Origin of the sequence: Sphingobacterium bovisgrunnientis (assembly GCF_009829085.1) — a bacterium.
GTDB classification, from domain to species: domain Bacteria; phylum Bacteroidota; class Bacteroidia; order Sphingobacteriales; family Sphingobacteriaceae; genus Sphingobacterium; species Sphingobacterium bovisgrunnientis.
This window is the reverse complement of the sequence record NZ_WUQY01000013.1, coordinates 1-21,874: the sequence shown is the minus strand read 5'-3', so window position 1 is coordinate 21,874 and position 21,874 is coordinate 1. Positions and strand designations below refer to the sequence as shown.

The window sequence follows — 21,874 nt, the reverse complement described above, 5'->3', positions numbered from 1 at the left end:
TTAAAGTCCCTTTTCTTATTTTAGAAATCCATATTTTCTACTTCGGTTGCTGTTTCCTCAACTTTTTCTTTTAATCCCTTTTTGAAATTTAAAAGATTAGAAGTAATATCAGCATCATTTGTCGCTATAATTTGAGCGGCTAAGATACCCGCATTTTTAGCAGCATTCAAAGCTACTGTGGCTACAGGAATACCATTTGGCATCTGTAGAATTGATAACACCGAATCCCAACCATCAATAGAGTTAGACGATTTTACAGGAACACCTATGACAGGTAAGTGTGTAATCGAGGCTACCATACCTGGCAAGTGCGCAGCACCACCCGCTCCAGCAACAATAACTTTCAAACCTCTTCCAGCAGCATTTTCAGCATACTCAAACATACGATGAGGTGTACGGTGTGCCGAAACAATTGTTACTTCGAAAGATACACCTAATTCTTTTAAAACATCTACAGCATCTTGCATGACAGGAAGATCTGATTTACTTCCCATAATAATGCCGACTTGCACCGATTGTGAACTCATAAATTTTTATGCAATAACTTTTAATATTTCTTGTACTTTGCGGGCATTGCTAATTGCCAATTCCCTATCGGCATTTACAATACATACGTGTCCCATTTTGCGGAAAGGCTTTGTATACTTCTTACCATATAAATGAATATACACGCCATCCATAGCTAACACATCTTCTACACCTTCATATTTTGCTAATCCCTCGTAACCTTCTTCTCCCAAAAGATTAATCATTACAGCATTTGAACGTGCGCTTGTATCACCCAAAGGTAAGTTGAAAATTGCGCGCATATGCTGTGCAAATTGCGAAGTAAAGTTCCCTTCAATAGTTTGATGACCCGAATTGTGTGGGCGTGGGGCCAATTCATTCACTAAAATCTCACCTGTTTTTGTTAGGAACATTTCGACAGCTAACAATCCTACTATTTGCAAGTCATTAGCAATTTTCTTAGCTAATTCTTCTGCTTGTTGTTGTATTTCAAAACTATATGTTGATGGCGAAATCAAAAATTCTACCAAGTTAGCTTCAGGATTAAATTCCATCTCGACCATAGGAAAAGTCTTTACTTCACCTCTGTCATTACGTGCCACGATAACAGCAATTTCTTTTTCGAAATCAACGATTTCTTCGATGATAGATGGCTCTGTAAACGCTTTCGCTAAATCATCTTCAGTACGAATCATCTTCACTCCCTTACCATCGTATCCATCTTTACGCAATTTTTGAACGTAAGGAATAGAAAGATTAGCGGTTTTCAATGAATCAATATTTGAAATAAATTGAAATGCTGATGTAGGAATATCATTTTGTTTGAAGAATTGCTTTTGCAATCCTTTATCTTGAATCAAACGAATAACACGAGATTGTGGATATACGACAACGCCTTCATCTTCTAATGCTTCTAAAGCATCCACATTCACTTTCTCGATTTCGATAGTGATCATGTCCAAATCTTTCCCAAAATTGTAGACTGTATCATAATCACTCAATGAGCCACATTCGAAATGTTGACATAGTTTGCGACACGGTGCATTTTTATCCGGATCCAACACATGTACATTCACGTTGTAATTGATAGCTTCCTGGATAAACATGCGGCCTAACTGACCACCACCAAGAATGCCTAACTGCAACTCACCATAAAAATCTTTTGCCATATTATATTTAACTATTAAACAGTCTCTTCAAAATACTTATCTTGAAAGATTTGCTCACTTTCAATTTTCTTTTGTAATTCTAAAAATGCGCCTATTAAGGCTTCAGGACGTGGAGGACATCCTTGCACATATATATCCACAGGTATAATTTTGTCCACACCTTTCACCACATGATAACCATGTTGCCAATACGGACCACCACAATTTGAGCATGATCCCATTGAAATCACATAGCGCGGTTCTGGCATTTGCTCGTATAATCTTTTGATACGATCCGCCATTTTGAACGTAACCGTTCCAGCAATAATCATCACATCCGATTGACGAGGGGAAGGTCGGGGGAATACGCCAAAACGATCCAAATCATAGGTCGAAGCCATCGCACCCATCATTTCGATCGCGCAGCAGGCAATACCAAAACTCATAGGCCACATCGACGAAAGACGAGCCCAATTCAATAAGTCATCAATCTTAGCGACGACGACACCATCGGATTTAAGTTGTTGCTCTAGATTGGTCATGCGTTTGGTTTTTTAAATCTTGGTTTGAAGCCAACAGAAGTCTTCGGTTGTACCGTTTCTTCCTTCACTTCTTCGACTACTTCGGTCGCTTTATAATCTTTGACTAGATATTGTCTGCTATTCAAAGCTTCATAAGCACTTAATGGAATACCCGTATCAACAGTAGGAATTTTATGTTTTGGTTTTACCCAATTCAGATCACCACGCACCCAAACATATACTAATCCTAAAATCAATATGCCTAAGAAAATTGCCATTTCAATCATCGTAAACCATCCCCAACGCGCATCTGCAGCAATTAATTCCGATTGCCCAAAGACTGTAGCCCACGGAAATACGAAAACCAATTCCACATCAAATAAAAGGAATACTAAAGCAATGACATAAAATCTTGGATTGAATTGTACCCACGAACTTCCGGTCGTTTCCTCACCGCATTCGTACGTACTTAATTTGATTGGATTAGGTTTATTGGGTGCCAATAATTTGGCCATAAACATAGTCACACACACCAAAAGAATACCTACTACTCCGATTAAGAGAATAGATCCATATGCTGAGAGCTGTGTGGGGTGATCGTCCATGCTACAAAATTAACAATTAATTCTTTACCGCTAAAATTAAGCAACAAAAATCATTTATAAAAACAAAACCAAGTCATTTAAAGACTTGGTTTTGAAAATTCTTTATTATTGAATTCCTATTTAAAATGGTTTTCCTGGCATCTTTGGCATGTTGCGCATCATTTTCGCCGCCATAGCCGGATTAGACATTTGCTTCATCACCTTACGCATATCCATGAATTGTTTTAACAGTTTATTTACTTCGTCAATGTTTGTACCCGAGCCTTTAGCGATACGCGTTCTTCTGCGTTGATCTATAGCATCTGGATTTTCACGCTCAAATGGTGTCATCGAATCTATAATAGCCTCAATAGGTTTGAAAGCGTCATCCTCAATTTCTACATCTTTCAACGCTTTACCAGCTCCTGGAATCATACCAATCAAATCTTTCATGTTACCCATTTTTTTGATTTGTTGGATTTGCGAACGGAAGTCATTGAAATCAAATTTATTTTTGCGGATTTTCTTTTGAAGTTCAGCTGCTTGCTTTTCGTCAAATTGTTGTTGTGCACGCTCTACTAAGGAAACAACGTCACCCATACCCAAAATACGAGAGGCCATACGATCTGGATAGAATACATCCAAAGCTTCCATCTTCTCCCCCGTACCAATGAATTTGATAGGCTTATTGACAACAGATTTAATCGATAAAGCCGCACCACCGCGAGTATCACCATCTAATTTGGTTAATACTACGCCTGTAAAATCCAAACGATCGTTAAACGTTTTGGCAGTGTTTACCGCATCTTGACCAGTCATGGAATCCACAACAAAAAGAATTTCTTGTGGTTGAGTCGCCTCTTTAACTGCTGTAATTTCATTCATCAACGCTTCGTCTATAGCCAAACGACCAGCCGTATCGATGATGATTACATTATTTCCATTTCTTTTTCCTTCTTCTACACCCGCCTTTGCGATAGCAATAGGATCTGTAGAATTACGATCTGTGTATACTGGTACCCCAACTTGGCCCCCCAAAACTTCCAATTGATCAATCGCAGCTGGACGATAAACGTCACCTGCAACCAATAATGGCTTTTTACCTTTCGTAGTTTTTAAATAGTTTGCTAATTTTCCCGTAAAGGTTGTTTTACCCGCACCGTTCAAACCAGCTATCAAGATTACAGTGGGATTCTTCGATAAATCAAGATCTGTAACAGTACCGCCCATTAAAGCTGTCAACTCATCATTCATGATTTTTGTCAACAACTGACCAGGAGAGATACTAGTCAATACATTTTCACCCAAAGCTTTTTGCTTCACGTCATCCGTAAAAGTTTTGGCTGTTTTATAATTCACATCGGCATCTAACAATGCTTTGCGAATTTCTTTCATCGTCTCCGCGACGTTGATTTCTGTAATATTTCCTTGTCCTTTTAATACTTTAAAGGCTCTATCTAATTTATCTTGAAGATTTGAAAACATAGTTAATCTTTTGAAATTCTTATGCTAAGCGACAAAGTTACAAAATTGCTTCGAAAGGAGATTCATGCAAAACACAAATCACCAAAAAAGGGATAAAATAATTATCCCTTTCCACTATTTAATTCTAAAATTTATTAATCTCTACGACCCATTAACATACTCGCATAGTACAATAAAGTTACTAATGCTGATAAAGCCGCTATTACATAAGTCATCGCTGCCCATTTCAATGCATCTTTTGCGCCATCATGTTCTTCCACATTATGCGTGATATTCGCTGTATTCAACCAAGCTAAAGCTCTTTTTGACGCATCAAATTCTACAGGCAATGTAATAAAACTGAAAACAGTAGTAACTGCTAATGCTGCAACACCAATTTGAAGCAACAAGAGATTATTAGAGAAAATCGCTAACATTACACCAATCATCAAAGTAAATGATACTATTTTAGAAGCTACATTAACAATCGGCACCATTGACGAACGGAACTGCAACCATGAATACGCTGTAGCGTGCTGAATAGCGTGTCCACATTCGTGTGCTGACACAGCAGCCGCTGCTACACTACGCCCGTGATATACTTCAGGACTTAAATTTACCGTACGATCAGCTGGATTGTAGTGATCCGTCAATTGACCTTCTACCGAAATAATCTTTACGTCGTATATATTACTATCGTGAAGCATCTTTTGCGCAATCTCCGCTCCTGAAAGACCAGAAGTCAGCGGCATTTCTGAATACTTCTTAAACTTATTCTTAAATCTCGTTTGGACAATCATACTTATGATTCCAATTCCTATTAACAAAACCCAAATTGCCATATCTTTTTATAATTTATATTTCTATTTATTTACAGTTCTATATCAAAACAAATTCCAAAAATAATATTAGGTTAAATATCCTATATTTTAATGTCAACTTGTCAATGATGAACCTCAAATATACTAAAACACCGTCAAAATAACAGCAATAAAAAAGGATTTTCACCGAAATGAAAATCCTTTTTTTTATCACACAATGATATTAATTATACTGAAAACTCAAATTATGTTCTTCAATTAATCTTCTCAAATTACTTAACGCATAACGCATTCTACCTAAAGCTGTATTAATACTTACCTCCGTGACTTCAGCTATATCTTTGAAGCTCATATCACAAAAATGACGCATAATAAGCACTTCCTTTTGGTCATCAGGCAACAGCTGTATAAGTTTCTTCAAATCCACATCTACTTGATTTCTGACCATCTTACGTTCAACATCATCATCTGCAAAATCCATCACTTCAAAAATATCATAACCATCCCCAGTAATGACTGTAGGACTACGTTTCTCCTTGCGGAAATAATCAATGACCATATTGTAAGCAATACGAACCACCCAAGGTAAAAATTTACCTTCTTCATTGTATCCTCCAGATTTGATCGTATTAATAACTTTAATGAATGTCTCTTGAAATATATCTTCAGCGACATACTCATCTTTAACACGCATATATATTGAGGTATATATCTTACTCTTGTATCGATCTATCAATATTTTCAACCCATTCTCATCGCCACTGGCATATAGATGAATCAGTTGTTGATCGGTCATGTTATTTAAATTTTTCATAACAATTTCCTATTTAAGTTACAGCAAAAATTAATTTTAGAGTAAGCGTGTTTCGATAAGCGTTTGTTTTAGTTATGTTTTAAAATTCAATAGCTAATTGTAGGTATAAAAGTAGTAGAAATTCTACATAAATTCAAAAGACTTAGCTTTTATTTAACATTAATTCACAGTCACATTAGATATAAACTAACAACAAAAAAGCACCAAAGTTTGATTTGGTGCTTTTAAAATTATTTATTTACAATTCTCTTACTTATATAATGGAAATTTTGCCATTAAATCTTTCACTTTACCGTGAATAGCATTTAATTGAGCTTCATTACCGCGATTTTTCAATGCTTCGTCGATTAATTCACCAATTTGAATCATTTCTGCCTCTTTAACACCACGAGTTGTGATTGCTGCAGTACCAAAACGAACACCTGAAGTCACAAAAGGAGAACGTGTATCAAAAGGAACCATGTTTTTATTCGTTGTGATACCTGCTTGACCTAATACAGCCTCTGCCTCCTTACCCGAAATATCTTTATTACGTAAGTCCACCAACATTAAGTGGTTATCTGTACCGCCAGAAATGATTTTGTAATCTCTATCGATAAAGAATTTAGCTAATACTTGTGCATTTGCTTGTACTTGCTTAGCATATGCTAAGTATTCATCAGTCAAAGCCTCTCCGTAAGCAATTGCTTTTGCTGCGATAGTGTGTTCCAATGGTCCACCCTGTGTACCTGGGAATACCGCTAAATCTAACAATTGTGTAATAGTACGAGTTTCACCTTTAGGAGTTTTAGCTCCCCAAGTGTTTTCGAAATCTTTACCTACCATGATCATACCACCACGAGGACCACGCAATGTCTTGTGCGTAGTTGTCGTCACGATATGACAGTGCGGAAGTGGATCTGCTAATAATCCTTTAGCAATAAGACCCGCAGGGTGCGAAATATCCGCCATTAATAAAGCGCCGATTTCATCAGCTACTTTACGAATACGCGCGTAGTCCCAATCACGAGAATATGCGGAAGCACCACAGATAATCATTTTTGGCTTTTCGCGTAATGCAGTCTCTTCTAAAGATTCGTAATCAATCAGACCTGTATCTTCTTTTACTCCGTAGAATAATGGTTGGTAAATCTTACCCGATAAGTTTGCTGGAGAACCATGTGTTAAGTGACCACCATGCGACAAATCTAAACCTAAAATCTTATCACCTGGTTTAATAGTAGCTAAAAATACAGCTGCATTAGCTTGTGCACCAGAGTGAGGCTGAACGTTAACCCATTCTGCACCGAATAATTTCTTAGCTCTTTCTATCGCGATAGTTTCAATTTCATCAACTACCTCACAACCGCCGTAATAGCGTTTTCCTGGAAGTCCTTCTGCATATTTGTTTGTCAAAACAGAACCTGCAGCTTCCATTACTTGTTTACTTACGAAGTTTTCTGAAGCAATTAATTCGATACCTTCTTCTTGGCGTTTTAGCTCGTCAGCGATTAGATTAAAGATGGCTTGATCTCTTTCCATTATACTTAATTATTGTTGGATGCGTAATTCACTTTATTTTGTCGCAAATATACGATTATCTTATCTTTTCTTTAAATTCTTTAACACTTCTTTTTCAAAAGAATGCATGTACAGTAAATTCTTCATTAAAGAGATATGATTCTTTCGAAAAATAAAATTTTATTAGGCAGAAAGCTCCTTTTTTAGAATAAGTTGTGCCGTTTCGTATGGATTTACATCCAATTCGGACACATGCTTCAAGATCATCCCAACATATGTATCTGTAGTCGCATCAGCTGGAACTACTTTACTGGTATTTTTAAACAATGCTATCGTACTATCTTTTAAATCTTTGACAACAGTCCAAGCAGCATCCGAAACATAAAGTTGTTGCGTAAAATTATGCTGATATTCATTTTCAATATCCTGAATTATGGCTTGTTTATACTGCTCAATAGTAAGATTTGGCGCATGATTTCGCAATAGAACCTGGTAGGGTGTAATGCGATAAGCGAACAATATCAATCGTTCATAAGCTGCAAACTGTAATTGTTGTGTGTTCTTAACAAGCTCCTTATTTTGATTAATAGCATTTACTTTCAGAAAAAGGCTCTCAACTTTGGGCCATATCACATAAAAACCTAAGACTAATGCCACCAATACGCCGAACCCAATGATAAATAATTGCTTTAGCAATTCGATAAATTCCATTTTATTTCAATGTTTATAAATTGTCAAAAAATATAAGGTTGATTTTTAATGTCTAAAAATATGTAATTTTGTTTAACAATCAATTCGGAAAGGTTATTACTATGAGTACTGAAAATATAACAGCAACAGGTCCAGTTACTTTAACTACGGGCGCGGTAGCAGAATTAAAAAAATTAATAGATCAACAAGAGTTAGGTGCAGAATTTGGTCTTCGTCTAGGCGTAGAAGGCGGTGGCTGCTCAGGAATGAGTTATATCTTGGGATTTGATCAGAAAAAAGAAGGCGATTCAGAGTATGAAATCGAAGGAATTCGCATTTTTATGAACAAGGCACATGGCATGTATCTGGCAGGTATGGAAGTTGATTTCAAAAATGGCCTAGATGCACGTGGCTTTACTTTCAACAACCCAAATGCAACTAGCACCTGCGGTTGTGGATCGAGTTTCTCTGCATAATAATTTTATTTTATATACAAGAAAAGCACTTCGATTGAAGTGCTTTTCTTGTATACGTAGATTTCTAATAAATTAGTTCCAAATAATCTATTAAAGGTGTTCAACAGATATAGCATAAACAGCACTGCAAGGTTTAACAACTAAATTGTTATGAAACTTTTTTAGAACATATCTTAAATTTGGACTATTCAATTCTCGACCAATCCTAGCAATATCTGGACTTTCTAAAAATTCCTGTTCTGACCATTTTTGATCATATACAAAAGGTATTTTCCCTTCTAGATGTATACTATTACTAATCGGTTCAATAAAATATAATGTTAAAGAATCTTTATACAAAAAGAAAGACTCTCCATAATCTATATCCTCCACAGTAATTTCATTACCAATTTTATTTACCTTAAATTCATGTCGACTGTATATTGGACGTCCATATCTAATTGGGGACAAATATTTAATTGGATTAATTATCAAATAATCATCTAATTGTTTTTTCAACCACGAATTCTCTGATTGTGTGGTCATTTCTATATTCGATTTATTATAGGCAAAATATAGCTTAAATTGAGCACTAAATTTATTAGGAATTTCTTCCAACGTTTTTAAGTACTTTTTGAATGAATCACAAAATTTTCTATTACCTCCACCAAATTCTGCACTGATACCTAGATTAGGAAATCCCACGTTTTCAACATTTTTTAAATGATCATACTCATATACATCTACTATTTGCATATTAGACATCAAATCATTAACCCCAAGTATCATATAAATTATTGAATCTTGAATACTTTCATTATTTACAACAAACTTATTCATAAGCCTATATTCATCTTTACTCCAATACACAGAGTCTTTAATTCGATATAATGTTGGCCCATTTGTGAAGATTAATCCACTACTACTTAATGGAATATTTAATCTCCATCCCTTGTTGTTAAAAAAAGTCTGAAAGTCTTTAGAAAGCTTTATCAAATTTGATTCATTTTCTGACTGAGGATAGGCTCTATATAAGAGTAAAAGATAGAACAATACAATAGAAAATCGTTTCATACCTCAATGATGCTAAAATTGATTTTATTCCACAAGAAATCTAATCCGAAATTCATAAATACTTATCTAACTATGCTTCGCTTTTTTCACCTTCCATTTTCAAAGTTAAATCGTTAAATTAGCGACCTTTGAAAAATTGATATAAAATACGTGATGTACAAGGAATATAAGCAGTTAAATTTACCGGAAATCGGAAAGGAAGTTTTAAGACGTTGGGGTGCGGAGGATATCTTCGCAAAGAGTATTTCGAATCGTCCTGCAAGCAAACCATACACTTTTTATGAAGGTCCGCCTTCGGCGAATGGTATGCCGGGCATTCACCACGTAATGGCTCGTACGATTAAGGATATTTTCTGTCGTTATAAAACTTTAAAAGGTTACCAAGTAAAACGTAAAGGTGGTTGGGATACGCACGGTCTTCCGATTGAGTTGGCTGTGGAGAAATCTTTAGGCATTACCAAAGAAGACATCGGAACGAAAATTTCTGTTGAAGACTACAACAATGCTTGTCGCAAAGAGGTCATGAAATACACGGATGTATGGAATGACTTGACAGAAAAAATGGGGTATTGGGTAGACTTGGAAAATCCATATATTACTTATCAAAACGAATATATCGAGACATTGTGGTTCTTGTTGAAAGACTTATACAAAAAAGGTCTTTTGTACAAGGGTTACACTATTCAGCCGTACTCACCTGCCGCAGGTACAGGATTGAGTTCACACGAATTGAACCAACCAGGCACGTACAAAGATGTGAAAGACACAACTATCGTTGCTGAATTCCGCGTTGACAAATCGCAAGTTCATCCGTTGATTAATACCTTAGTAGAATCAGCAGATGAAGATGTAGCATTCATCGCGTGGACAACTACACCTTGGACATTGCCAAGTAACTCGGCTTTGGCTGTAGGTTCAAAAATTGAATACGTAAAAATCAAAACTTTCAACCAATACACTGGTTCTCCAGTTTCGGTTGTATTGGCGAAAAACTTAATCAGCAAACATTTCAAAGCTGAAGGAGAAAACGCTTCATTCCAAGATTACAAAGTAGGTGATAAAATCGTTCCTTGGGAACAAGTAGCTGAATTTACTGGTGCCGAATTGGTAGGTTTACGTTACCACCAATTGTTACCTTATATTACTTCTGAGGAATTATTGGAAAAAGCATTCCGCGTAATTCCTGGTGATTTCGTTACGACAGAAGATGGTACAGGTATCGTTCACATCGCGCCTACCTACGGTGCGGATGACTTTCGTGTAGCCAAAGAAGCTGGTGTACCAGCTATTTTGGTAAAAGATGAAAATGGCAAAGAAGGACCTACAGTAGATCGCACTGGTCGCTTTGTAAAAGAAGTAACTGATTTTGCAGGCCGTTTCGTAAAGGAAGAATACTATTCGGAAGAAGAACGCGCTGATAAAGATTTCCGTCCTACAGATGTATTAATCGCGATCAAATTAAAAGAAGATAACAAAGCGTTCGACGTTAAGAAATACGAACACACCTACCCACACTGTTGGCGTACTGATAAACCCGTATTGTATTATCCTTTGGATAGTTGGTTTATCAAAACTACAGCGGTAAAAGAGAAATTGGTAGAATTGAACAAAACAATCAATTGGAAACCAGAGGCGACGGGATCAGGGCGTTTTGGAAATTGGTTAGAAAACTTAGTAGACTGGAACTTGTCACGTTCTAGATATTGGGGAACACCACTACCAATCTGGAGAACGGAGGATGAAAACGAAGAAATCTGTATCGGTTCGATGATAGAATTGAAACAATATTTAGAAGCTTCTTTGCAATCAGATGTTCTTACACTTGACGAAAAATCTGTTAACAAAGAATATTTAGATAAATTCGGTTCAGAGAAATTAGATCTTCACCGTCCTTATGTTGACCATATTGTTTTGGTTTCAGAATCAGGCCAGAAAATGTTCCGTGAATTGGACTTAATTGATGTATGGTTTGATTCAGGAGCGATGCCTTATGCACAATGGGGATTAGATTACGATAAATTAGCAGCTGGCGACCCTCTTCCTTTCAAATCGGAATACAATTCAGCATTTCCTGCTGACTTCATCGCGGAAGGTGTTGACCAGACTCGTGGATGGTTCTTTACGCTTCACGCTATTTCGACAATGGTTCGTGGCTCGGTAGCGTTCAAAAACGTTGTATCTAACGGATTGGTATTAGACAAAAATGGAAACAAAATGTCTAAACGTCTTGGAAACGGTGTCGATCCATTTGCGACTATTGATAAATATTCGGCAGATGCGACACGTTGGTACATGATCAGCAACGCATCTCCTTGGGACAATTTGAAATTCAACGAAGAAGGTTTAGATGAAGTTCGTCGTAAATTCTTCGGTACATTATATAACACATACGCTTTCTTCGCATTATACGCGAATATCGATAAATTCAGCTACGCTGAAGCAGAGATTGTAATTGAAGATCGTCCTGAAATAGATAGATGGATTATCTCCTTGCTGAATAGTTTGAGCAAAGAAGTTGATGGATTCTATGCAGATTACGAACCAACAAAAGCGGCTCGTGCTATACAGAATTTTGTGGATGAGCATTTGAGTAACTGGTACGTGCGTCTGTGTCGTCGTCGTTTTTGGAAAGGTGAATATACAGAAGATAAGATTTCGGCTTATCAAACATTGTATACGTGTTTGGATACGATTGCGAAATTAATGGCGCCAGTTTCGCCGTTCTTCGCGGATCAATTGTATTTGGATTTAAACAATGCTACGAAGAAAGAAAACTTTGAGTCGGTGCACTTGGCTGACTTCCCTGCATACCACACGGAGTTGGTAGACAAAGCTTTGGAAGAAAGAATGGCTATTGCACAAGATATTTCTTCATTGACATTGTCACTACGTAAAAAAGTAGGTATAAACGTACGTCAACCATTAAGCAAAATTTTGGTTCCTGTATTGGATGCAGCATTCCAAGAAAAAGTAGAAAAGGTGAAAGATTTAATTTTGTCGGAGACAAATATCAAAGACATCGAATTCATCACGGATACGACGGGAATTATTAAGAAAAAAATCAAACCAAACTTCAAAGCATTAGGTGCTAAAGTCGGTAAAGATATGAAAGTTGTTAGCACAGCTATTCAAGCATTAGGTGCAGAAGATATTACAGCATTAGAGAAAAATGGATCATTAGCGCTTGCAGATACAAGCTATACGATTACTTTGGAAGATGTTGAAATCATTGCAGAAGACGTAGCTGGCTGGCAAGTTGCTAACTTAGGTAATTTGACTGTGGCTTTGGATATCCAAATTACGCCAGAATTAAAGCAAGAAGGTATTGCGCGTGAATTAATCAACCGTCTTCAAAATCTACGTAAAGAGAAGAACTTTGAGGTAACAGATCGTATCAAAGTTCAGCTAAGTAGAAATAATGAGATCGAAGAAGCTGCCAAAAATAATTTATCGTATATTTGCACAGAAATACTAGCTGATTCATTTGATTTTATGGATGTTGTAAGCACCAACGACAGTATAGAGATCAATGAAAGTAAACTTGAGGTATTAATCGAAAAATATTAGATTATGGGAGAAAACACAGAAAAAACACGTTACAGCGACGTTGAGCTTCAAGAATTCAAAGGCATTATTCTTGAGAAATTGAGAATTGCTAGAGAAGAGCTTGATGCATTGACCAAAACTTTGAGTGGAGGTAATGCCAACGGAACAGATGATACCGCAGGTACTTATAAGACGTTAGAGGATGGTTCAGCTACATTAGAGAAAGAGCAAACAAATCAATTGGCTGCTCGTCAAAGAAAGTTCATGGACAATCTAGAAGCTGCCCTTGTACGTATTGAAAATAAAACTTACGGCATCTGTAGAGAAACAGGTAAATTAATTCAAAAAGAGCGTTTGAAAGCTGTACCTCATACTACTTTGAGTATTGAGGCAAAAAACAAACAATACTAAACACGAAAATTAAAAAGCGAAAAATAGCCTTTGCAATGCTTATATTGTAAAGGCTATTTTATGAAAATAATATGAAAGGCTATACTAAACCCTTAGTTCTAATTACGATAATCCTATTAATAGACCAAATCTCTAAGTTTTGGGTGAAATTAAATATGACCATTGGTCAAGATTTCCATATCATTAGTGATAAAGTATTAATCCACTTTATCGAAAATCCAGGAATGGCCTACGGCATGGAATTCGGTGGTGAATATGGCAAATTATTTTTAACAGTATTCCGTATTATTGCCGTTTGCGGTATTGGTTACGGATTACATTATATGATTCAGAACAAATACAATCGTGGTTTTATTTTAAATGTCGCTTTGATATTTGCTGGAGCCGTTGGTAATATAATTGATTCAGTATTTTACGGAGTTATTTTCAGTGAAAGCACCTATTTTGAGAAAGCCTCTTTATTTCCAGAAGCTGGTGGATATGCATCTTTGCTTCATGGCAAAGTCGTAGATATGTTTTATTTTCCATTAATAAATGGAACTTTCCCAACTTGGTTTCCAATATGGGGTGGTGAAGACTTTCTGTTTTTTAGACCTGTTTTTAATGTAGCAGACTCCGCTATTTCAGTAGGTGTATTCCTAATATTAATTTTCCAGAAAAGATATTTCAAAGAAGAACATCAAGAAAAAGAAACGCCGCATAGCGAAATACGTGAAGACTAAAACAAAGGGCTAGACATTGAAATCTAGCCCTTTGTTATTATATTTACCACTAACTACATAAGTTTATGAAAAGACATTTTTTCTTCTTCACAGCACTCTTATTCTTATTAAGTTTTAAACTTAGCGCACAAGAAATTGACATCAATAGATTGAAAAAACACATCTATTTTTTGGCAGACGACAAAATGAAAGGGCGCGCTACAGGTTCTAAAGAACTAGCAAAATCTGCTAAATATATTGAGAAAGAATTCAAAAAATACAAGTTGAGACCGCTGGGAACAAAAGGATATAGACAAGCCTTCGAAGCTAAAGTTCGTCGTGTCATTGTGCCAGATAGTATTCGACAAGCTGAAAATATTATTGGCTTTTTGGACAATGAAGCGCCTTACACCATTGTTGTAGGTGCACATTACGATCACCTTGGACACGGTGATTTTGGTGGAACTCGAGATACTTCTCATATTGGACATATTCACAATGGTGCGGATGATAATGCTTCTGGTGTAGCTGGATTATTGGAATTAGCAAGATATTACAGCACCAACAAGGTTAAAGAGAAATTTAATATTCTATTTATCGCCCTCTCAGCTGAGGAATTAGGGCTAGTTGGGTCAAGATATTGGACTGAAAACCCCACTCTCCCATTGGAAAAAATCCACTGGATGCTCAATATGGATATGATCGGCCGCTACAATCCAGATAATGGATTAGCAGTGATTGGTTATGGCACGAGTTCTAAGTTTCCAGCTATATTTGATGGTGTCACCAGCAGCATCAAATTCAACAAAAGTAAGGACGGAAATGGTGGCTCGGATCAAACTTCTTTTTATAAGAAAAATATTCCGGTACTATTTTTTCACACTGGCGGTCATGATGATTACCATAAAGCCACCGATGATGCAGACAAAATTGATTATGAAGCTTTGAAGGCAATATTAGAATTGGAAATAAAAGTAATTGATAACTCTATGTTGCAAGACAAAATGGATTTTATTTGGACAAATTAAATATGCGCGTACTACTAACTGGTTCAAATGGATTTTTGGGACAAAAATTTTCCGAGAAACTTTCTGAATATTCCGAAATAAAAGCTGTCTTAGGTATTTCAAAATCTGAAAATAGAAATCCATATTTGAATGCCGATACATTTCAACAGTTGGATCTGTTGGATTTTGAAGCTTTGGAAAAAACTATCATAAATTTTCAGCCTACACATATTTTGCACACCGCAGCATTGACTAGTGTCGAAGTGTGTGAACAACAACCTGAATTGGCGCAAAAAATCAATGTCGAATTACCGAAAAAGTTAGCAGAGATTTGTAAAAAACTATCTATTCATTATACTTTTCTGTCTACTGATTTTGTCTTTGATGGAAAAAATGGCCCATACAAAGAAACAGACGCAGTAAGTGCAACAAATGAGTACGGGCAAAGTAAAATTGACGCAGAAAAAGCTATTTTAGCTAACAATGAGGAAACAGCTATACTTCGTACAATTTTGGTTTACGGAGCTATTCCAGACAAAAACCGAAGCAATCTCGTGCTTTGGGCAAAGAAGCAATTGGAAAATGGAGCAAGTATAAAGGTAGTTTCGGATCAATGGCGCATGCCGACTTTGGTCGATGATTTAGCGGATGCTTGTTATTTAGCTATGCAAAAAAACGCCTCTGGAATTTTTCACATTTCAGGCAATGAAATGATGAGTGTCTTAGAAGCTGTAGAAAAATTAGCTGACACGTGGAACTATGATAAAACGCTCATCACCCCCATAAAAGCGGCTGAAATTGGTCAGGCTACAAACAGGCCCCGCAAAACTGGATTTATATTAAATAAAGCTGAACAAATATTAAGTTATAAGCCTACACCTTTTGTTGTATCTTTGCACAAAATCGAAGAACAGTTAAAAAAATATAATAGCTAGATGGAAGCAAAAAAAGCACACGAATCCTATACCGAAATGAATGAGTTGGTATTGCCCAACGACACCAATACATTTGGAAACTTGATGGGTGGAAGACTATTGTATTGGATGGATATTTGTTCGGCTATGGCTGCACAAAAACATTGTAGCAATGTGGTAGTAACAGTTTCGGTGGATAATGTATCTTTCAAACGTTCCATCAAATTGGGTGAAGTAGTGACTATTCAAGCGCAAGTAACTCGCGCTTTCAACTCTTCAGTGGAAGTCCGAATGGAAATATTTGCCCAAAATCTTCCAAAAGGAACTAAAGAAAAAAGTAACGAAGCCTATTATACTTTCGTAGCACTAGATCCAGAAGGAAAACCAAAAGTAGTACCTGAATTAATTCCAGAGACAGATAAAGAAAAACAACTTTTTGAAGAGGCGTTACAACGTCGTGAGTTACGCTTAATACTAGCAGGAAAATTAAAACCCGAAAATGCACCCGCATTGAAAAATATAGTAGGACTTTTCGATCACAAAGGATAAAAATAAAGCCTTAGCTAATCAGCTAAGGCTTTATTTTTATGTTATGTATTGCCTAATTCCACAATGCGATCAAATTCTTCTGGCTTCAGTGGCATGACTGATAGTCGACCTTGTTTGACTAAAGCGACGTCTTGTAGTAATTCGTCTGCTTTAACCATTTCTAGTGTAACAGGCTTTTTAAATGTTTCCACAGGTGCCAAATCTACGACTACCCATCTTGGATCTTCGGTAGTAGGATCTTGGTAAAACTCCTTCACCACTTTTGCCATTCCCACAACCTCTTTACCTTCATTACTGTGATAAAATAAAACCAAATCGCCTTCTTTCATCGCTTTCATATTATTGCGCGCTTGAAAATTGCGAACACCATCCCAAAAGGTTTGACCATCCTTATTGAACTGTTCCCAACTGTATTTGAATGGTTCCGATTTTACTAAAAAATAATTCATTTTAAAAAGTCAAAAGTTAGAAGTAAATAATCTATGAACTAGCCTTGTTGCTCTAAAACTTCCATTTTCTCCGCGAAATGGGCACAGTAATCACGCAAATCACCAATTACCTTTTCTGCCATTGGATCACCTCCCGAAGCACGTAAAAATGAATCACCCATAGTTTGCATTGTCTCATAGAAGAAACGTTTCATTTCATCATAAGGCATATCCTTTGTCCAAAGATCGATACGCATAGAATTTTTATATTGTGCATCCCACAAGGCCAAGAACATTGCTTTCGCAGGCAAAGATTCTTCGTTTTGTCCATCTGTAGATGACCAATTTATAGTATCTGGCACATTGTTTTCATCCAATGCAACGTTCAATTTTATTTCTGCTGTTTTCATTTACTGTAATTTCAATATAATCATCAACATTCCTACAATCAGTATAAAAGCGATTTGCAGGAACCACACTTTTTTCATATCCTTAAATATTAGCCTGAAGGCTAAGTCAACCAAACTAATCACCACGACCAACAACAATAACCATCCCCATGAAAAAATCATTTCTTGGTTGGATTGCCATTCTGAAATAATCCAAACCAATATGACGGCCAATGTGATATTTAAGGGTGTAAGTTTCACTGTTAGGTATTTTTAAATTTCTTTCCCTTTTTCTTCACACCATCCTTATTTACAGGTTGACGTTTTAATTTTCCAGCTTTCTTCTTCGCATTGATACGTCTAGTTTCTTCAATTTTAGCGGCATGCTTTTTCTCGTGGAATGCACCTTGATAATCTGGATTATCCTTTTTCTTTTGGTTATCAATTTCACGAGCGATAGTTTGACGCTCTTCATAAGGTGTTTTCTCCACAAAAACATCTTCTGGCAATTCCGCCACAGGAATAGACTGTCTAATTAATTTTTCAATCTTCGCCACATAATACATTTCGCTTTCATTTGCGAATGTAATAGAATCACCTTTTTGGAAAGCACGACCCGTTCTACCAATTCTGTGTACATAGTCTTCGATGATAATCGGCACATCAAAGTTGATAACATGGCTCACATTGGATACATCCAATCCCCTAGCCGCCACATCGGTAGCTACAAGAAAACGAATTTCACCAGATTTGAAAGCATTTATAGAGTTAATACGTGTATTCTGTCCTTTATTGGCATGAATTACGCGTACATTTTCAGCGCCATATTTTCTTTCCACAAAAGCATACACATTGTCCGCTACTTCTTTTGTTTTACAAAATATAATCACACGATGAAAGACTTCATCATTTTGGAACAAATGCTGTAGTAAATTGATTTTGGTTTTAAGATTTGGTGCGTGATACAAAACTTGGGACACACTAATTGCTGGCGTTGCTTGTTCTGTAACTTCTATCACCGTTGGGAAAGCTAAAAAATCTCCAGCTATCTTGCGAACCAATTCACTCATTGTTGCTGAGAAAAGTAAGTTTTGACGCTTACGCGGCACCACTTCAAGAATACGATGAATTTTGGAAATAAACCCCATATCCATCATCTTATCCGCTTCATCCATCACCAAGAATTTCAGTGATTTCGTATTGATATGACCTTCTAAATATAATTCCAAAAAGCGACCTGGTGTAGCTACGATAATGTCGCAACCTTTCTCTAATTGTTCTTTTTGTGTTTTAGGGCCCAAACCTCCAAATATCAAAACCGTACGTAAATCTAAATAGGTAGAATACGTTTTGATACTTTCTTCGATTTGCATAGCGAGCTCACGAGTAGGTGTCAATATCAATGCACGAGGGTCATTGCCTTGAGCGTATTTCAACTTCATCAACATAGGCAACACAAAAGCGGCAGTTTTTCCTGTTCCAGTTTGTGCAATACCCATCACGTCCTGCCCTGCTAGGATAGGTGTAATAGCTTTTTGCTGAATTTCGGTAGGTACTTCATACCCAGCCTCGGCTATTGCATTAAGTATTTGTTTATTGAGTTTGAAATCTTCGAATGATGCTTGCATCCCGCAAAGATAGGCAAAACCTCCGATTATCTTCGGTATAGAAAATCTATAAAAAGTAAACTTTCACGCAATTGAAATTTTGTTTTACGAATGATTAAAACCAATTTTGCTTTAATTAAAAGAAAATTAGATGAAAAAATTTGTAGTATTAGTAGTACTGTGTGTTACGAGTCTTGCAGCGATGGCGGACGAGGGTATGTGGTTCTTGATGCATCTCAAACGTCTCAATGAGGCTGACATGCAGAAAAAAGGTCTTAAATTGACTGCTGAAGAAATTTATAGTATCAATAATTCTAGCCTTAAAGATGCTATCGTGCAGTTCAATGGCGGATGTACAGCAGAAATTGTTTCCAAAACAGGTTTGGTGTTCACCAACCACCACTGTGGATACGGTGCTATCGCTGAATTATCAACAAAAGAAAATGATTATTTAACAAATGGTTTTTGGGCAAAAAATAATGCAGAAGAACTAAAACCGAAATCTCTTTTTGTACGATTCTTTGTACGTATGGATGACGTTTCTAAGCGCATATTAGGATTAGTGAATGATTCTATGTCCGAAAAAGAACGCAATACAATCATTCAGCAAGAGATTGCAAAAATCGAAAAAGAAAATTCAGAAAATGGTAAATACATAGTAAATGTACGTTCATTTTACAATGGCAATGAGTTTTACTATTTCGTGTACCAAGATTACCACGATGTGCGTTTAGTGGGTACACCTCCTAATAGCATTGGTAAGTTTGGTGGTGATACGGACAACTGGGAATGGCCACGTCATACAGGTGACTTTGCAGTTTTCCGCGTTTATGGAGACAAAGATGGTAATCCAGCAGCTTACGCAAAAGAGAATATTCCATTGAAACCTAAATACCATTTACCGATTAGCTTAAAAGGTTTTGAAGAAGGTGACTTCTCGATGATCTTAGGTTATCCAGGTCGTACCAACCGTTGGATGCCTGCTGCTGGTATTGACCAAAACGTAAACTTTGCTTATCCAGCTTGGGTAGAAGCTTCAAAAGTTGGTATGGATGCAATGAAACGTCACATGGACAAAGACCAAACGGTGAATATTAACTATGCATCAAAATATTCTGGGGTAGCCAATTATTGGAAAAACCGCCAAGGAATGATCGATGCATTGACGAAGCATAAAACATCTGCAACGAAACGCAAAGCAGAGAAAAAATTCAACAAATGGGCAAATAAACCGGCTAATAAAACACAGTACGGCGATGTAATTAAAACTATCGAGGATTATTACGCGGCAACTAATTTGAAAGCAAGACACGACAATTACTTAATCGGTATGATTCGTTCGTCTACGTTTGCAATGCTACCTTATTCATTGGGTAATGGATTGGCGCAGTATGCTGCTTCTAATGAAGCGAAACGTCAGGAAATGGCCCCTCGCTTGGAAGCTTTCATCGCAGATAATTACGATAAAGCTTATATTCCATTAGAAATTGATGTATTAGTTGATGAATTGAACTTGTACGTTGCAAAAGGCGGTGATAATATTGCGCCGTATATTGCGGAATTGGCTAAACAAAACAACAATCAATTTAATGGAGTTATTAAATCAGCTTTCGAAACTAGTATTTTTGGTTCTAAAGAGAAATTAGCGGCATTCATCGCTAATCCAGATGCTGCTACGTTGCAAAATGATCCATTATTCAAAATTTCCAAAGATATAGCGGACAAATACCGCGAAAAAACGGATGAGCAACAATTAGCTGATGATAATTTCCAAGCAGCTCACCGCAAATATATTGCAGGTTTCTTAGCACAAAATCCCAAAGCTAAATACTATCCAGATGCTAACAGCACGTTGCGTTTGACGTATGGTACAATTCGCGCATTACCAAAAGATCCACGTAATGATGCGAAAATTAACAACTACACTACATTGACAGGAACTATAGCGAAGTACAAACCAAACGACGAAGAATTTGACTTACCTAAAAAGTTAATGGAGCTAGAAGAGAAAAAAGATTATGGTCGCTACGCGGACAAAGCAGGTTATATGCCGGTGAATTTCTTATCAGATCAAGATATCACTGGAGGTAACTCAGGCTCACCGGTATTGAATGGAAATGGTGAGCTGATAGGTATTGCATTTGATGGCAATATTGAAGCAATGGCAGGCGATGTGATATTCGATCCAAAATTACAACGTACGATATCAGTTGACATTCGTTATGTGTTATTTATAATAGATAAGTACGCGGGAGCTCAAAATATTATAAATGAGTTGACGATTAGGGACTAAATTTCTACAAAATCACCTTTTTTTTGCTAAAAAGTGTGATTTTGTTGTTTTTATGTTTTTATGTTTTGTATATTTATTACATCTTAGTATATAAAATAGAACTAAATTATATTTAATAAAAATGGAAAACTACACAAAATTAAAAGAACTAGTAGCTTCTATCGAAGCTGACGCTGAAAAATTCTTCAACAACGGTAACTCAGCTGCGGGTACTCGTGTACGTAAAGGTTTACAAGAAATTAAAACTTTAGCGCAAGATATTCGTAACGAAGTTACAAATAAGAAAAACGAAGGTAAATAATCTTTGTATAACGTATTAAAAAAGAAAAGGCTCACCGAAAGTGAGCCTTTTTCTTGACTTTGGCTAGTTTCTCATATATGAAAGAAGAAACAGCATTATTCATGATTTTACCTTGTTTCGCTAATTTATTTTCAATGTTCACGAAGTCGG

General features: G+C 36.5%; 23 protein-coding genes. 9 read left to right on the top strand and 14 right to left on the bottom strand.

The window, feature by feature from the left end; translation table 11 throughout:
• Window positions 1–20: 20 nt before the first annotated feature.
• The 9 genes from purE to GOQ16_RS08085 all read right to left on the bottom strand — a co-directional run bounded on the left by purE (window position 21) and on the right by GOQ16_RS08085 (window position 8,070).
• Entirely contained in the window at window positions 21–527 is a 507-nt protein-coding gene (gene purE / locus GOQ16_RS08125; RefSeq protein WP_160068836.1) for a 5-(carboxyamino)imidazole ribonucleotide mutase, read from the bottom strand.
• 6 nt (window positions 528–533) lie between these two features.
• Window positions 534–1,676, bottom strand: coding sequence for a 5-(carboxyamino)imidazole ribonucleotide synthase (locus tag GOQ16_RS08120; RefSeq protein ID WP_160068835.1), 1,143 nt, complete (start codon window positions 1,674–1,676; stop codon window positions 534–536).
• A 14-nt stretch (window positions 1,677–1,690) separates the two neighbouring features.
• Entirely contained in the window at window positions 1,691–2,197 is a 507-nt protein-coding gene (locus GOQ16_RS08115; RefSeq protein WP_149913131.1) for an NADH-quinone oxidoreductase subunit B, read from the bottom strand.
• Window positions 2,194–2,781 carry an NADH-quinone oxidoreductase subunit A gene (locus tag GOQ16_RS08110; RefSeq protein WP_160068834.1) on the bottom strand — a complete coding sequence of 196 codons (588 nt, stop codon included), beginning with the start codon at window positions 2,779–2,781 and terminating at the stop codon, window positions 2,194–2,196. The genes GOQ16_RS08115 and GOQ16_RS08110 overlap by 4 nt, the downstream gene beginning before the upstream one ends.
• Before the next feature lie 120 nt (window positions 2,782–2,901).
• A complete protein-coding gene (gene ffh, locus GOQ16_RS08105; protein WP_160068833.1) occupies window positions 2,902–4,245 on the bottom strand; it encodes a signal recognition particle protein in 1,344 nt (447 codons plus the stop codon).
• Window positions 4,246–4,379: 134 nt separating this feature from the next.
• Window positions 4,380–5,066, bottom strand: coding sequence for a zinc metallopeptidase (locus GOQ16_RS08100; protein WP_160068832.1), 687 nt, complete (start codon window positions 5,064–5,066; stop codon window positions 4,380–4,382).
• Window positions 5,067–5,268: 202 nt separating this feature from the next.
• Window positions 5,269–5,859, bottom strand: a complete 591-nt coding sequence (locus tag GOQ16_RS08095; protein WP_160068831.1) for an RNA polymerase sigma factor — start codon at window positions 5,857–5,859, stop codon at window positions 5,269–5,271.
• 249 nt (window positions 5,860–6,108) lie between these two features.
• Complete coding sequence (gene glyA, locus GOQ16_RS08090; RefSeq protein WP_160068830.1) at window positions 6,109–7,380, bottom strand: serine hydroxymethyltransferase; 1,272 nt, start codon at window positions 7,378–7,380, stop codon at window positions 6,109–6,111.
• A 162-nt stretch (window positions 7,381–7,542) separates the two neighbouring features.
• A complete protein-coding gene (locus GOQ16_RS08085; protein WP_160068829.1) occupies window positions 7,543–8,070 on the bottom strand; it encodes a DUF7935 family protein in 528 nt (175 codons plus the stop codon).
• Window positions 8,071–8,171: 101 nt separating this feature from the next.
• Here GOQ16_RS08085 and GOQ16_RS08080 point away from each other — a divergent pair, with 101 nt between their 5' ends.
• Entirely contained in the window at window positions 8,172–8,525 is a 354-nt protein-coding gene (locus GOQ16_RS08080; RefSeq protein ID WP_160068828.1) for a HesB/IscA family protein, read from the top strand.
• Window positions 8,526–8,615: 90 nt separating this feature from the next.
• Here GOQ16_RS08080 and GOQ16_RS08075 read toward each other — a convergent pair whose 3' ends face one another.
• Complete coding sequence (locus GOQ16_RS08075) at window positions 8,616–9,578, bottom strand: hypothetical protein (RefSeq protein ID WP_160068827.1); 963 nt, start codon at window positions 9,576–9,578, stop codon at window positions 8,616–8,618.
• 153 nt (window positions 9,579–9,731) lie between these two features.
• Here GOQ16_RS08075 and ileS point away from each other — a divergent pair, with 153 nt between their 5' ends.
• The 6 genes from ileS (at window position 9,732) to GOQ16_RS08045 (ending at window position 16,706) form a co-directional block, all read left to right on the top strand.
• A complete protein-coding gene (gene ileS, locus GOQ16_RS08070; protein WP_160068826.1) occupies window positions 9,732–13,145 on the top strand; it encodes an isoleucine--tRNA ligase in 3,414 nt (1,137 codons plus the stop codon).
• Between the two features lie 3 nt (window positions 13,146–13,148).
• A complete protein-coding gene (locus GOQ16_RS08065; RefSeq protein ID WP_149913140.1) occupies window positions 13,149–13,535 on the top strand; it encodes a TraR/DksA family transcriptional regulator in 387 nt (128 codons plus the stop codon).
• A gap of 71 nt (window positions 13,536–13,606) precedes the next feature.
• Window positions 13,607–14,257: a lipoprotein signal peptidase gene (locus GOQ16_RS08060; RefSeq protein ID WP_149913141.1), complete on the top strand. Its 651-nt coding sequence runs from the start codon at window positions 13,607–13,609 to the stop codon at window positions 14,255–14,257.
• Between the two features lie 65 nt (window positions 14,258–14,322).
• Window positions 14,323–15,264 (top strand): M20/M25/M40 family metallo-hydrolase, encoded by a 942-nt coding sequence (locus tag GOQ16_RS08055; RefSeq protein WP_160068825.1) that lies wholly within the window; start codon window positions 14,323–14,325, stop codon window positions 15,262–15,264.
• A 2-nt stretch (window positions 15,265–15,266) separates the two neighbouring features.
• Entirely contained in the window at window positions 15,267–16,178 is a 912-nt protein-coding gene (locus GOQ16_RS08050; protein WP_160068824.1) for an SDR family oxidoreductase, read from the top strand.
• Window positions 16,179–16,706: an acyl-CoA thioesterase gene (locus GOQ16_RS08045; RefSeq protein WP_149913144.1), complete on the top strand. Its 528-nt coding sequence runs from the start codon at window positions 16,179–16,181 to the stop codon at window positions 16,704–16,706. It abuts the gene before it with no gap.
• A gap of 41 nt (window positions 16,707–16,747) precedes the next feature.
• Here GOQ16_RS08045 and GOQ16_RS08040 read toward each other — a convergent pair whose 3' ends face one another.
• Genes GOQ16_RS08040 through GOQ16_RS08025 form a run of 4 tightly spaced genes read right to left on the bottom strand, consistent with a single transcriptional unit; the run spans window position 16,748 to window position 19,151 of the window.
• Window positions 16,748–17,155, bottom strand: coding sequence for an EVE domain-containing protein (locus tag GOQ16_RS08040; protein WP_160068823.1), 408 nt, complete (start codon window positions 17,153–17,155; stop codon window positions 16,748–16,750).
• A gap of 38 nt (window positions 17,156–17,193) precedes the next feature.
• Window positions 17,194–17,544, bottom strand: coding sequence for a gliding motility protein GldC (gldC, locus tag GOQ16_RS08035; RefSeq protein ID WP_149913146.1), 351 nt, complete (start codon window positions 17,542–17,544; stop codon window positions 17,194–17,196).
• Window positions 17,545–17,784 carry a hypothetical protein gene (locus tag GOQ16_RS08030; protein WP_160068822.1) on the bottom strand — a complete coding sequence of 80 codons (240 nt, stop codon included), beginning with the start codon at window positions 17,782–17,784 and terminating at the stop codon, window positions 17,545–17,547.
• A 2-nt stretch (window positions 17,785–17,786) separates the two neighbouring features.
• On the bottom strand, window positions 17,787–19,151 hold the full coding sequence (locus tag GOQ16_RS08025; protein WP_160068821.1) for a DEAD/DEAH box helicase: 1,365 nt from the start codon (window positions 19,149–19,151) through the stop codon (window positions 17,787–17,789).
• Between the two features lie 130 nt (window positions 19,152–19,281).
• Between GOQ16_RS08025 and GOQ16_RS08020 the strand changes: the two genes are divergently transcribed.
• Window positions 19,282–21,423: a S46 family peptidase gene (locus GOQ16_RS08020; RefSeq protein ID WP_160068820.1), complete on the top strand. Its 2,142-nt coding sequence runs from the start codon at window positions 19,282–19,284 to the stop codon at window positions 21,421–21,423.
• A 121-nt stretch (window positions 21,424–21,544) separates the two neighbouring features.
• Window positions 21,545–21,724: a BF3379 family histone-like protein gene (locus GOQ16_RS08015; protein ID WP_149913150.1), complete on the top strand. Its 180-nt coding sequence runs from the start codon at window positions 21,545–21,547 to the stop codon at window positions 21,722–21,724.
• The last annotated feature ends 150 nt before the right edge of the window (window positions 21,725–21,874 follow it).

Coding starts and splice junctions, on each gene's coding strand:
- GOQ16_RS08115 (WP_149913131.1), bottom strand. CDS start 2,197: ATGACCAATCTAGAGCAACAACTTAAATCCGATGGTGTCGTCGTCGCT.
- GOQ16_RS08040 (WP_160068823.1), bottom strand. CDS start 17,155: ATGAATTATTTTTTAGTAAAATCGGAACCATTCAAATACAGTTGGGAA.
- GOQ16_RS08100 (WP_160068832.1), bottom strand. CDS start 5,066: ATGGCAATTTGGGTTTTGTTAATAGGAATTGGAATCATAAGTATGATT.
- GOQ16_RS08065 (WP_149913140.1), top strand. CDS start 13,149: ATGGGAGAAAACACAGAAAAAACACGTTACAGCGACGTTGAGCTTCAA.
- GOQ16_RS08095 (WP_160068831.1), bottom strand. CDS start 5,859: ATGAAAAATTTAAATAACATGACCGATCAACAACTGATTCATCTATAT.
- GOQ16_RS08085 (WP_160068829.1), bottom strand. CDS start 8,070: ATGGAATTTATCGAATTGCTAAAGCAATTATTTATCATTGGGTTCGGC.
- GOQ16_RS08060 (WP_149913141.1), top strand. CDS start 13,607: ATGAAAGGCTATACTAAACCCTTAGTTCTAATTACGATAATCCTATTA.
- GOQ16_RS08020 (WP_160068820.1), top strand. CDS start 19,282: ATGAAAAAATTTGTAGTATTAGTAGTACTGTGTGTTACGAGTCTTGCA.
- ffh (WP_160068833.1), bottom strand. CDS start 4,245: ATGTTTTCAAATCTTCAAGATAAATTAGATAGAGCCTTTAAAGTATTA.
- ileS (WP_160068826.1), top strand. CDS start 9,732: ATGTACAAGGAATATAAGCAGTTAAATTTACCGGAAATCGGAAAGGAA.
- glyA (WP_160068830.1), bottom strand. CDS start 7,380: ATGGAAAGAGATCAAGCCATCTTTAATCTAATCGCTGACGAGCTAAAA.
- GOQ16_RS08050 (WP_160068824.1), top strand. CDS start 15,267: ATGCGCGTACTACTAACTGGTTCAAATGGATTTTTGGGACAAAAATTT.
- GOQ16_RS08120 (WP_160068835.1), bottom strand. CDS start 1,676: ATGGCAAAAGATTTTTATGGTGAGTTGCAGTTAGGCATTCTTGGTGGT.
- purE (WP_160068836.1), bottom strand. CDS start 527: ATGAGTTCACAATCGGTGCAAGTCGGCATTATTATGGGAAGTAAATCA.
- GOQ16_RS08055 (WP_160068825.1), top strand. CDS start 14,323: ATGAAAAGACATTTTTTCTTCTTCACAGCACTCTTATTCTTATTAAGT.
- GOQ16_RS08110 (WP_160068834.1), bottom strand. CDS start 2,781: ATGGACGATCACCCCACACAGCTCTCAGCATATGGATCTATTCTCTTA.
- GOQ16_RS08045 (WP_149913144.1), top strand. CDS start 16,179: ATGGAAGCAAAAAAAGCACACGAATCCTATACCGAAATGAATGAGTTG.
- GOQ16_RS08075 (WP_160068827.1), bottom strand. CDS start 9,578: ATGAAACGATTTTCTATTGTATTGTTCTATCTTTTACTCTTATATAGA.
- GOQ16_RS08080 (WP_160068828.1), top strand. CDS start 8,172: ATGAGTACTGAAAATATAACAGCAACAGGTCCAGTTACTTTAACTACG.
- GOQ16_RS08015 (WP_149913150.1), top strand. CDS start 21,545: ATGGAAAACTACACAAAATTAAAAGAACTAGTAGCTTCTATCGAAGCT.
- GOQ16_RS08025 (WP_160068821.1), bottom strand. CDS start 19,151: ATGCAAGCATCATTCGAAGATTTCAAACTCAATAAACAAATACTTAAT.
- gldC (WP_149913146.1), bottom strand. CDS start 17,544: ATGAAAACAGCAGAAATAAAATTGAACGTTGCATTGGATGAAAACAAT.